General features: G+C 62.5%; 10 protein-coding genes. 3 read left to right on the top strand and 7 right to left on the bottom strand.

The window, feature by feature from the left end; genetic code table 11:
- Nucleotides 1–25: 25 nt before the first annotated feature.
- Nucleotides 26–2,230, bottom strand: a complete 2,205-nt coding sequence (locus AB7783_RS27770; protein WP_441279394.1) for a TonB-dependent receptor — start codon at nucleotides 2,228–2,230, stop codon at nucleotides 26–28.
- Between the two features lie 236 nt (nucleotides 2,231–2,466).
- Here AB7783_RS27770 and AB7783_RS27765 point away from each other — a divergent pair, with 236 nt between their 5' ends.
- Nucleotides 2,467–3,507 carry a helix-turn-helix transcriptional regulator gene (locus AB7783_RS27765; RefSeq protein ID WP_231078136.1) on the top strand — a complete coding sequence of 347 codons (1,041 nt, stop codon included), beginning with the start codon at nucleotides 2,467–2,469 and terminating at the stop codon, nucleotides 3,505–3,507.
- Nucleotides 3,508–3,511: 4 nt separating this feature from the next.
- On the opposite strand, the gene AB7783_RS27760 is transcribed toward AB7783_RS27765, so the two are convergent.
- The 4 genes from AB7783_RS27760 to AB7783_RS27745 are packed head-to-tail and all read right to left on the bottom strand — an operon-like array spanning nucleotide 3,512 to nucleotide 7,153.
- Nucleotides 3,512–4,408 (bottom strand): efflux RND transporter periplasmic adaptor subunit, encoded by an 897-nt coding sequence (locus AB7783_RS27760; protein ID WP_441279393.1) that lies wholly within the window; start codon nucleotides 4,406–4,408, stop codon nucleotides 3,512–3,514.
- Nucleotides 4,405–4,614 (bottom strand): DUF1656 domain-containing protein, encoded by a 210-nt coding sequence (locus AB7783_RS27755; protein WP_068733131.1) that lies wholly within the window; start codon nucleotides 4,612–4,614, stop codon nucleotides 4,405–4,407. Before AB7783_RS27755 ends, AB7783_RS27760 begins: the two co-directional genes overlap by 4 nt.
- Nucleotides 4,611–6,677 carry an FUSC family protein gene (locus tag AB7783_RS27750; RefSeq protein WP_441279392.1) on the bottom strand — a complete coding sequence of 689 codons (2,067 nt, stop codon included), beginning with the start codon at nucleotides 6,675–6,677 and terminating at the stop codon, nucleotides 4,611–4,613. The genes AB7783_RS27755 and AB7783_RS27750 overlap by 4 nt, the downstream gene beginning before the upstream one ends.
- The gene (locus AB7783_RS27745; RefSeq protein WP_441279391.1) at nucleotides 6,674–7,153 is read right to left on the bottom strand and encodes a MarR family winged helix-turn-helix transcriptional regulator; all 480 of its coding nucleotides are present in this window, start codon (nucleotides 7,151–7,153) and stop codon (nucleotides 6,674–6,676) included. Before AB7783_RS27745 ends, AB7783_RS27750 begins: the two co-directional genes overlap by 4 nt.
- A 307-nt stretch (nucleotides 7,154–7,460) precedes the next feature.
- On the opposite strand from AB7783_RS27745, the gene AB7783_RS27740 reads away from it, so the two are divergent.
- Complete coding sequence (locus AB7783_RS27740; protein WP_089262507.1) at nucleotides 7,461–8,216, top strand: hypothetical protein; 756 nt, start codon at nucleotides 7,461–7,463, stop codon at nucleotides 8,214–8,216.
- A gap of 48 nt (nucleotides 8,217–8,264) precedes the next feature.
- Entirely contained in the window at nucleotides 8,265–8,933 is a 669-nt protein-coding gene (locus AB7783_RS27735; protein ID WP_441279390.1) for a hypothetical protein, read from the top strand.
- 7 nt (nucleotides 8,934–8,940) lie between these two features.
- Here AB7783_RS27735 and AB7783_RS27730 read toward each other — a convergent pair whose 3' ends face one another.
- Together AB7783_RS27730 and AB7783_RS27725 are read right to left on the bottom strand one after the other, a co-directional pair.
- Entirely contained in the window at nucleotides 8,941–9,486 is a 546-nt protein-coding gene (locus AB7783_RS27730; RefSeq protein ID WP_441279389.1) for an adenine phosphoribosyltransferase, read from the bottom strand.
- Nucleotides 9,487–9,514: 28 nt separating this feature from the next.
- Nucleotides 9,515–11,677, bottom strand: a complete 2,163-nt coding sequence (locus tag AB7783_RS27725; RefSeq protein ID WP_441279388.1) for an anthranilate synthase component I — start codon at nucleotides 11,675–11,677, stop codon at nucleotides 9,515–9,517.
- Nucleotides 11,678–11,685: the final 8 nt, after the last annotated feature.

The following is an 11,685-nucleotide window of genomic DNA, read 5'->3' as shown; positions in this document are numbered from 1 at the left end:
GGCGACCACTTTTCGGGATCACGCCCTAGAATGTCTTGCGATAGCCGACCGTCACGGTGCGGCCCCAGGAATAGACCGGCAGGTTGCGCACCGAGGTTGCTGTCGGGTTCTGCAGCTCCGTATCGAACAGGTTGTTGACGGCTGCATAGGCCTCGCCGCCATAGACCGGCCCGCTCAGCGCGGCATTCATCGTGAAACCACCCTCGATGGGATAGACCGTATTGGTCAGGTTGATGCCGCGGTTGCGGCTGGCATAGCCCTCGCCTTCAATGCGCAGCTTGATGCCGTTGTCGAAGCGATAGTCGCCGAAGATCAGACCGCGCACCGGACTGCCGATCCGGTTGTTGGGCAGCCACGAGTCGAGCACGCCATCCTTGTTGGTGTCGTAGCGGCCTTCCTTGTAGCCGATCGTGGTACCCAGCGTGAAATTCCGGCTGATCGCCATCTCGCCGATATATTCGACGCCGTAGATCATTTCCTTCTGCTGCGAGATCAGGTTGGTGACCGGATCGAACGTCACGCCCTTCTCGGAGGTGCTGACAAAACCGGTGATGCTGCCCTTGTAGGGGCCGTCGCCGCCGCGGACGCCGATTTCATAGTTATTGACGATCTGGGCTTCCGGCGCGATCGAGGTGAAGGAGATGGTCTGGCGCGCCAGCGGCAGGCAGTTCGGCGTCGCCACCGGACAGGCAAAGGCCGTGGATGACAGGCCGGCGCGGCGCGTATAGGCGCCGACATCGGGCAGCGCATAGCCCTGCGAGAAACCGCCGAACAGATCGATCTTGTTGTTGAGCTTGAAGGTCGCGCCGAGATTGTAGGTCGGCGAGGCATATTCGTACTGGCCGCCGATAACATTGAGCGCCGGCAGAACGAAGCGCGTCACGGGCGAGATCGCGGCATAGGCGGCCGGACGCAGGAAATCGTCGACGCTGAGATCGAAATGCTCGTAGCGAACGCCGCCCCGCGCGGTCAGCCGATCGGTGATCGGGACTTGTACCAATGCAAATCCGGCGGTCGTCACCTGGGTCAACGGCGTGAACACATCGCGGCCATCGGTCAGCGTCTGCCATGTCTTGTCATGAACGACGTCGGTGCCCCAGGTCACCTTGGCCCCGTTCCAGATGCGGTCGAGCGGCGTATCGATCGTCAGATTGACGCCACCGCGCTCGGAATACAGCGTGGTCTGGTTGGCCGGGCTGGTCGGGCTCAGCGGGTTGCCGGAATAATAGACCAGCGAGTTATAGGGATAGGAAAATTCCGAATAGTTGAAGCGCTTCTTGATATCATTGTAGAAGCCGACCACGCTGAGATTGCCAAGCACGAAGTCGGTATCGCTGTAGCGCAATTGGAACGAGCGCGAATCTTCCAGCACGCTCTGCCCGGTATAGGGCTTGGTGAAATCCGGCTTCGCATAGGCGCCGGAATAGTCGGTGAGGTATTTCGGCGTCTGGTCGAGATAGAACTGGCTGATCGAGGCTTCGATGCGCTTGCCGCCATCGAAATCGTAACCGATCTTGCCCAGGAAATTGCCGCTGGCGAGACGATCACCACCTCCCTGCCCGAGCATGGCGTCCGATGGCAGCTCGCGGCCCGCGCCGTCATAGGTCTTCTGCGCGCCGCGGCCGCTGCCGACGAATACATAGTCGATGCCATTCGTGCCCTTGCCACTGACCGTCGCCGACAGCTCCGGTGCCAGCGAACCGCCGGGATCGGCAGTGAAGGTGCGCAGCGCCGTATTGACGCTGACGCGCGGACCGCCCGGCTGCGCTTTCTTGGTAACGAAATTCACCGTACCGCCCGTCGCGCCGGCGCCATACAGGCTCGATGCACCGGCGACCAGTTCGATGCGCTCGACGGAATTCAGATCGATCAGCGACAGGACGCGCGAGACGTCGCGGAGCGGCGTCGTCAGCGGCACGCCGTCCATCAGCACCAGAAGGTCGCGGCCGCGATAGCTTTCGGAAGCGCCGGAGATGGTCTGGTTCGACACCGAGAAGCCCGGCAGCAATTTTGCCAGCAGCGCCGATGCGCTGCCGCTCTGCTTGAGCTGCTCGTCAATCTCCTTCTGATCGACCACCTGCACGGTCTGCGGAATATCCGAAATCGAGCGCTGGGCACGCGCGGCGGTCACCGTGATCTCGTCAAGCGTGACGCCCGCGCTCTGCTGCGCAACGGCCTGCGACGACATGAGCCCGACGGCGGGGATGAGGAGGAACTGGCTGTAACGCATGAGCTCGGAGTCTTCCGTATGTTCGTGGCGACGAAGCACTGGAGAGGTCGAGCCGGTCAATTCGACCGAGGCCGCAGCAGTTTGGAATCAATGTAAATTCCGGCCGCGGCTTTACTCTTCTTACGCCTGTGCATTCCGTCTATCGTCACAGCGATACGGCACAGCCCATGGCATGACTTGGACTCGGTGAATTGATAGTCGGACTGGAGCGAACGAAGCGGTTTGGATTCGATGCTGTGGCAAACGCGCATCAGTCGCGGTCTCCATCCTGCGTCGATGCCGCTCCCGATTGCCCTCTCGTCCCGCTCTGGCTGGTTGCCGACGATATCGATGACACCCTGCGCAAGCCGCTTGAGAGCCGCCTGCCGTGGAAGACCGTGCAGCGCAATTCGCTGGGATCGTTTCGCGCAGCGCCGTTCCAGTCAAAGGCGATCCTGCGGATGCAGCCGCATCTCGGACTGATGTCGTGTTTCGATCCCGCGCCGCTCTGGACCATGCCCGACGACGATAGCGCCACGACCGGCAACGACTCGCCGCAGGACATCCTGGTGCTGCGGCCGTCCGACGGCGTGGTGATCGTCCAGCAGGATGGCCAGCGCCAGACATGCATGCCGCGCGAGGCGATCATTCTCGATCCCGGCCGCGCCACCACCTTCATCATGAATGATGTGAGCCGCGTCGACTGCCTGCTACTCCCCAGCAATGGCCATACCGGATTGCGCCACATCGCCCATGACAATGGCGGGCTGATCGCGCTTGGCCATTACGCCGCCGCGGTGATGCGCGGCTTGCTGCCGATGAATTCGGCGGCGCTGACCGGTCTTGCCATCGATTATATGAACGGCCTCGTCGCCACCATGATCGATGAAGCCGATGCGCCGGAGCGACGCGCAGCATTGCGGCCGGACCGGCCAACCATCAGTCTCTTGTCCCTCAAGGCCGATATCGAGGCCAGCCTCAGCCAGCCGACGCTGTCGCTGGAACGGCTTGCGACGACGCATGGCGTCACCGCGCGCTACTTCCAGAAACTGTTCGAGGCCGAAGGCCGCACATTCTCGGATTATCTGCTGGAGCGTCGGCTCGAGCGCGCCTTCCATATGCTGCGCGACGGCAACCGCGGGGATCGCGCCGTCAGCACCATCGCTTTCGAGGTCGGCTTCGGCGACCTGTCTTATTTCAACCGCACCTTCAAAAAGCGCTTCGGCGCCACGCCCCGCGAGATCCGTGCGCGATTTGAGACGATGCTGCTGGATACGATGCCGGATACGGACGCCTGAAGCGTCAGTTCACCTTCGCAATCGTCGTCCCGTTGCCCGGCAAAATCTCCACGGTCGCCGTGCGGCCCGCGACCAGCGTCGCACCTGCCGGAACAGCGTCGAGCGCGATGCGCACCGGCACGCGCTGGGCGAGACGGACCCAACTGAAAGTCGGCGTCACATTGGCCAGCAAATTGCTGCCCTCCGCACGGTCACGATCCTCGATGCCGGCGGCGACGCTCTCCACATGGCCGGTAAGCCTGGCGGCATCGCCCATCAAGTGAATATGGACGGGATCGCCTACGTGAATGCGCGAGAGCTTGGTTTCCTCGAAATAGCCGTCCACATGCAGGCTCGACGTATCGACCAATGCCATCACGCCCTTGCCGGCAGTGACATAGGTGCCGGGGCGCAGGTCCATATTGGAGATCACGCCCGAGACCGGCGCGTGAACCTCGCTGCGATCGAGATTGAGCTGCGCCACCGCCTGATCGGCGACGGCCTGATCCAGTGACGCCTTGGCGAGGAGTTGCGTCGCCAGCACCTGTTCCTGCTTCTGCTGCGAGACAGCAGCCGTTGTCAGCTCCTTGTAACGCTTGAGATCGAGTTCGGCCTGCTCCAGGCTGGCCCTGCGGCCGGCGACGACGGCTTCGGCCTGCTGCAGCGCCAGCGCGAAACGCGCGCGGTCAATCCGCATGATGACATCGCCGCTCGTCACCTTCTGATTATCACGCACCAGAATCTCGGTAACGAAACCGGACACATCCGGCGCCACGGTGACCACATCGGCGCGGACGCGGCCGTCACGTGTCCATGGTGCATCCATATAATAGACCCAGAGATAGCGCCCCACGGCAAGCGCGGCGATGACAGCCAAAGCGGTGACGGCGAAACGACGAACGAAACTCACAGCATTTTTCATGACAGCAATCCGGAAGACAGATAGACCACGCCGCCCAGGAGGCAGACATACAGAGCAAGATCGAACAGCGCGCGGTGCCAGACATAGCGATAGAGGCCGGAGCGTTCGATCAAGGGGCGCAGCAGTGCGCCGATGGCGTAAGTGATGACCAGCCACAGCATCAGCGATGGCAACAGCACACCGAACAGATCGATTTCATATCTCATGCCGCCACACTCCCGGCGAGAAGGCCCTGTTCGGGCAGATAGGCGGGTGCTGTCGGAAACAGACCGCGGCGAATGCCGACGAGGCCGATCAGAGCATCCGCGCGCCCAGCCCCGCGCTCGCTTATGGCTTCCGCCAGCGCGTGATCGACCTTGGCCAGCAGCGGCTCAGGCATCTCGTCGCCTTTATAGCTGCGGAAACTCACGGCAAGCTCATCCAGCATCGCGTCCATCGCTCTGAGCGTCGGCAGCGACAGATGATGGCGGGCGCGACGCAGATCGACGATGTTTAACCCGACCCGCAGCTCGCGCAGATTATCGACCATGCGCAGTTCTGAGTCTTTCAGCGCCGTCAGCCGCGGCGCCAGCAGACCGATGCGATTCAGCATCAACCCGGCAAAGGCGGCGCGATCACGGTTGCCGCGCTGTTCGGCAGCCTGCGCGATGGCGATCCAGCCGCGCCGCATCAGCCGCTTCACGCTCCATTCGGAGCCGACCGAGCGGATCAACTGGATCGAAATGACGGACAGTTCGGTGCCGACGAAGAAGGCCACGCTGGAATTAGCGAAACTCGCGAAGTCGGCATTGTAGGTCGTCTGCAACGCCATCAGCGTCGCGGTATTCGCCGCCAGCAGCATGCCGATGAAGAAGGTGGCGGGGCGTGCGATCAGGTAACCGAACAGCAGGAACGGCGGCGCCAGCACGGCGACCAGCACTTCGACATCGGTGATGGCCGGCAGGATCGCGAACAGATAGAGCGCGATGATCACCATCGCGGCCAGCGTCCATTTGGCAAAGCCGCGCAACCCCACCGCGGGATCATCCATGCTGGCGAAGAACGAGCAGCCGACGGCCGCCATAGTCGGTGCTGTCGCGCCATCGGTCCAGCCGGTGGCGATCCAGAACGCGCAGCAGACGAGGATGGTCACGAATACGCCTGCTGCGGACCATAGCGCCATGCCGTGATCCACATGCCGCACCGGGGCCACACCGGCTTCGGCCTGAAAGGCGAGTTTCGCGCCCGGCGGACGGCCGCCCTCGGCAATCGCCTGATTGAGGACCCGGCAATCCGCTGAGATATCGACGAGCTCGCGCATCCGCATCAGCAGACTGGCGATCATGATTTCGGTCCATGACGACGACGCGCTCAGCTTCGGCTGCTGCGCGGCGATCATGCTGCGCAGCCGCTCGGCGGGTTCACGGTCGGTGCTGTTGTCAGCAATCCAGGCGGAGACGTCGACGATCAGCGCCATCAATTGCGGTGAGGTCGTCCGCGCGTCTTCGCCCAGCGCGTCGATGCGATCGCCCATGGATGACAGCAGCGGCAGGAATGTCAGCATGCGCGTGCGCAGGGCACGCATCCAGTGCGCGGTCTCGCGTCCGCCGAGCCGATCATAGGCCAGATGATCGGCGAGCGTATCGATATCGACGGCATCGGCGGCGAGCTTGAGGCGCAGATCGCGCGTGGCCGGATCGGCACTGCGGCCGGCCAGCATGTCCTGCGTCAGCTTGCGCGCTCCGGCAAGCCAGCTATCGACCCGCGCTGCAACCGCGGGGCCGACGCTGCGCGGCAGCAGGATCGTGGATACCAGCGTCGCGCAGAGAATGCCGACAATGATCTCCTCGCTGCGCGCCACCGCCGTATCGAAGATGGCTGCGGGTTCGTTGACCGAGGGAAAGCTGATCAGCGCGCAGGTATAGCCTGCCAGCATGAACATGTAGCCGCGCGGCGTCCTGTCCAGCAGCGACACATAAAGACAGAGACCGACCCACAGCGCGATGGCGAGACTCAGCAGTTCCGGCGAATTGACCAAGTTCGGCACCAGCACCACGCTGGCCGAAGCCCCAACCAGCGTGCCGATGACGCGAAACAGCGCCTTCGAACGCGTCGCGCCGGCCAGCGGCTGCGAGGCGATATAGACCGTGGCCAGCGCCCAGTAGGGCCGCGGCAGATCCATCGCGAAGCCGATCAGCAGCGCCATCATGCCGGCGATGAAGGTTTTCACGGAGAAGATAATATCGGCGTGACGGACAAGAAACGGCGGTTGGGCAGCAGCGGAGATCATGGCAACGCGTCCGCCTCCTCGGCGGCCTCATACAGGCGATTGGCCGATTGCTCGATCCGTCCGAGCACATCGAAGGCAATAGCGAGTTCATCCGGCGCGATGCCCTTCATCAGGTCACCGCGCAGCCGGCGCATGACGCGCCTGATCTCTTCGGCCTTGGCTTCGCCAAGCGGGGTCAGGTGCAAAACCTTGGCGCGGCGGTCGGTTGGGTCCTCGCGGCGCTCGACGAGCCCTTCGGCAGCCAGCAGATCGATCAGCCGGACCACCGATGGACCTTCGAGCCCCATTTCGTCGGCGAGCACGCCCTGACGCACATTCTCCCGTCCGGGCCGCGACAGGATCAGCAGCGGATGGGCCGTGGCTTCGGACAGGCCATGCGCCGACAGGGTCTGGTCAGCCTTGCGGCGCCAGACCCGTGCCAGTCGCGCAACCAGCAGGCCCAGTTCGGCCTGGATATGCGCTTGGGAGTGGGGCATGGAAATTAGATAGGACCCTATCGATTAGGCTGCAATCTATTTTGTGCGTCGCATCAATCACGGTGTGGTGAGCGCCGCCGGGGACCCCGGCACCTGCAGGCCCGGTCGGGTGGCCGTAACGCGGGAAACAACGCCGGCAGCCAAATATTGAGAATTTCCCAATGATTTCCGTGGGCCATATCTTTCAGCGATTGAAATCCCCCTTGTTTCTGCCATGTTCGCGCCCAAAGCAGGCATCGGGTAGTGTTCTCCGGCGCGCGAATCTCCATCGCGCGGATGCTCCAGTTGAAAGCGGCAAAGGAATTCCATGGCGAAGCCAGCAGTGATTGTCGTCGGCGCGGACAAGGGTGGGGTCGGCAAGACCACGGTTTCGCGGACGGTTCTGGACTATTTCAGCGCCAACAACGTCCCGACGCGCGCTTTCGACACCGAAGCGCCGCGCGGCACGCTGAAGCGGTTCCATTCGGACATCACCGAAATCGTCGACATGACGACCACGTCCGACCAGATGAAGATCTTCGATACGCTCAACAGCGCATCCCCCTCGGTGACCGTGATCGACGTCCGCGCAGGCCTGCTGTCCCGGGCGCTGGCCGATCTGCGTGACATCGGCTTCCTCGATGCCGCCAAGTCCGGCCAGATTACCTTTGCCGTTTTCCATATACTCGGCCCGTCGATCGCCTCCCTGGACGAGATCGCCGAGACCGCCGGCTTCATGGACGGCGCCAAGTATTTCCTGGTGAAGAACTTCATCAACAACACCAGCTTCTTCGAATGGGACCAGGCGACCTACAACTCCTATTTCCACCGCATCAAGGGCGCCACCGAGATCACCATCCCGAAGCTGAACGAAATGGCCTATGAGCAGGTCGAAGTCTCCAGCGTGCCGTTCCTGAAATTCGTCGCCAACAAGGGACCGCATGACGAGACCGCGAACTATTCGTTCGTGCTGCGCGGCTATGTCCGGCACTGGCTGGCCAACGTCTGGAGCGAATTCGACCGCATCAAGCTGACCGACATCGTCCACGACAAGCCCGGCGCCCGCAGCCCCGGCGAGAAGTAAGTCCATTTAACGATTGGAGCGGCGTCGGATTCGCCTGATATTGCGCCGATGCGACGCACGCCCGTTTATATCATCTGCTCGACGCGACCGATGGTCGGCAAGACCCTCGTCGCGCGCCTGTTGTGCGAATTCCTGAAGCTGCAGCGCGGCGACGTCACCGCCTTCGATGTCAGCCTGAAAGAACCGTCGCTGCTGGATTTCCTGCCGAAACTGACCGAGACCGCCGACGTCAATGACACGTTCGGCAAGATGTCGCTGATGGACCGGCTCATCATCAATGACGACATCGCCAAGGTGATCGACCTCGGCTATTTCGCCTTCGATGAATTCTTCAAAATGACCGGCGAGATCGGTTTCGCCAAGGAAGCCGCACGCCGCGGCGTGGCGCCCATCGTGTTCTTCATGGGCGACAGCGACCGCGCCTCATTGCGCGGCTACGAGATGCTGCAGCAGCAGTTGACCCGCAATTCGCTCTATGTGATCGACAACGAACACGTGCTGCGCGGCGAAATCCCGGTGGCGCTGGCGCAGGGCCGCATGCTGCGCATCGCGGCGCTGCCGGTGTTCCTCAAGACCTATATCGACCGGCTGAATTTCTCCTTCACCGGCTATTTGCGCTCGGAGCAGGATTCATCGACCGAGCTACATCAGTGGATCAGGAAGAATTATTTCAGCTTTCGGGAAATCGAGCTGGGACTTTTGCTGCAGGGGTCGTGACGGGCAATCAATGTCCGTCGAACGTCATCAACGTCCGCACCGGCACATTCATCGCCCGCAGCTTGGCCGCGCCGCCGAGATCCGGCAGGTCGACGATGAAACAGGCGGCCATCACCTCAGCACCGATCTGGCGCATCAGTTTGACCGCACCTTCAGCCGTGCCGCCGGTGGCGATCAGATCATCCACCAGGATCACGCGCTCGCCGGGCTTGATGGCATCGGCATGCACTTCCATCTCGTCGATACCGTATTCAAGGGAGTAAGCGATGCGCACGGTGGTGTGCGGGAGCTTGCCCTTCTTGCGGATCGGCACGAAACCGGCCGACAACTGATGCGCCACTGCGCCGCCGATGATGAAGCCGCGCGCTTCCATGCCGGCAACCTTGTCGATCTTCAGCCCCGCCCATGGCTGTACCAGCTCATCCACCGCGCGGCGGAACGAGCGCGCATCACCCAGCAATGTGGTGATGTCGCGAAACAGGATACCCGGCTTCGGATAATCCACAATGGTGCGGACGGAGGCTTTGAGATCGTGCGCGAGTTCGGGTGTCATCAGGGTCTTTCGATTCTTCAGATGGAGATCAGTTGGGGCGCTGCCCCAACCGAAATGCGTTTTCGACGATACGTAAGCCGACCTCGCCGCCAAGCGACATCAGCGATTCCGGATGAAATTGCACGCCGCCGACCGGCAGCGTCTTGTGTTCGATGGCCATGGCGACACCGTCCTCGGTCGAGGCCGTCACGGTGAGCACATCGGGCATGCTGTCCTGCTCGACGAACAGCGAGTGATAGCGGCCGATGACGATCTCATTGGGCAGACCGTTCATTAACCGCCCGCCCCGCACCTGCACACGCGACGGGCGGCCATGGGCCGGCTGCGCCAATTGGCCGAGCACGCCGCCGAAATATTCGCCGATCGCCTGCACGCCCAGGCAGACGCCAAACACCGGCAGCTTCTTTTCCATTGCTGTATCCAGCGTCTTGCCGATGCCGAAATCGGCCGGACGTCCCGGCCCCGGCGACAGCACCAGCAGATCGAAACTCTCGCGGTTCAGGACGGTCTGTGCATGGACATGACGAACCACGCTGACGGTCGCGCCGACCTGACGGAAATAATCCGCCAGCATATGCACGAAACTGTCGTCATGATCGATCAGCAGCACCTTCTTGCCCGAACCGGTTGCATCCGGCGCGAAGGCCGACAGCCGCTTCGGCGGATCGCCGCGCAGCGCCTGGAACAGGGCTGCAGCCTTGGTCTGACATTCTTTCTCTTCGGCGACGGGATCTGAATCGAACAGCAGCGTCGCGCCGACGCGCACTTCGGCGAGGCCATCCTTCATGCGGATGGTACGGATGGTAATGCCGGTATTGATGCCGCCATCGAATGACACGGCACCAATCGCGCCGGCATACCAACGCCGCGACGAGCGCTCGTTATCTTCTACGAACTGCATCGCCCATAGTTTCGGCGCACCGGTCACCGTCACCGCCCAGGCATGGGTCAGGAACGCATCGAGCGCGTCAAATCCGGGACGCAGCATGCCTTCCACATGATCGACAGTGTGGAACAGTTTTGAGTAGGTCTCGATCTGCCGCCGCGCCAGCACCTTGATCGTGCCAGGCACGCAGACACGCGCCTTATCGTTACGATCGACGTCGGTGCACATGTTGAGTTCGAATTCGTCTTTCTCCGAATTCAGCAACTGTCGGATCTGCTCGGCATCGCCGATGGCATCGACGCCGCGCGCGATGGTGCCGGAGATCGGACAGGTCTCGACGCGGCGACCGTCGGAGCGCACGAACATCTCGGGCGAGGCAGCGACGAGAAACTCGCCATCGCCGAGATTCATCAGTGCGCCGTAAGGCGACGGATTGATGACGCAGAGCCGCTGGAACACTTCCGCCGGCGAACGCTCGCAGGGCTCGGCGAACAACTGACCGGGCACCGCCTCGAACAGATCGCCACGCGCAAAAGCGGCACGGGCATTCTCCACCGTGCGCTGATATTCACCGGGTGCGTGATCGGCAAAGCCCTGACGCGGTGCCTTGTTGTAGCCGCTGTCGGGCGTATCACGCGGCAAGCCTTCGGTCGTGCGATCCTTCCAGGTGAAATCATAGGACATCAGCACGCCGCGGCCGGTGGCGCGGTCATAGGCCAGCAGCGTGTCGGGCAGATACAGCACGATGTCGCGCTGGTCGGCCTCGCGCATGCGCTTCTGCTTCAGGTCTTCCATCTGGAACACGAGGTCATAGGCGAAGGCGCCATAGAGCCCGAGCATGGAATCGTCTGAGGAGAACAATTGCGCGACCATGTCGCGCACCAGCGACATCACGCTGGCGCGGCGGGTGCGCTGGTCTTCCTCGACCGGCGCCTCGCCGCGGATGATGTGGCCCTTGAGCTTCGACATCGTCCGCCCGTCGAGCGCGATACAGGGATCCTGCAGCGTGTCGGCGAGGAAGGCGATCAACACCTGGCCACGCTTGTTCAGCGCCGTTAGCGTGAAATCCGTCCCGGTGGTTTCCAGCAGCAACGGCGGATCGGCAAAACCGAGATCGAAGCTCTCATAGCGACCGGGCACCGTGGTACCCGACGACAGCACCACGCCGCGGCGCTGGTCGAGCCGGACGATCAGATCGTCCAGCGCGGTGCCGCCGGTGAAATAATCGACATGACGCGCCACGGAGAGACCCGCGCGGGTCTTGTAAGCGCTGTCAGCGGGGAGCGAAAACACAGTCCTGTTCATGGTGTCCT

This window comes from Tardiphaga sp. 172_B4_N1_3, from assembly GCF_052076035.1.
GTDB classification, from domain to species: Bacteria; Pseudomonadota; Alphaproteobacteria; order Rhizobiales; family Xanthobacteraceae; genus Tardiphaga; species Tardiphaga robiniae.
The sequence above is the reverse complement of the archived record's forward strand: the minus strand, read 5'-3'. Positions and strand labels throughout refer to the sequence as shown.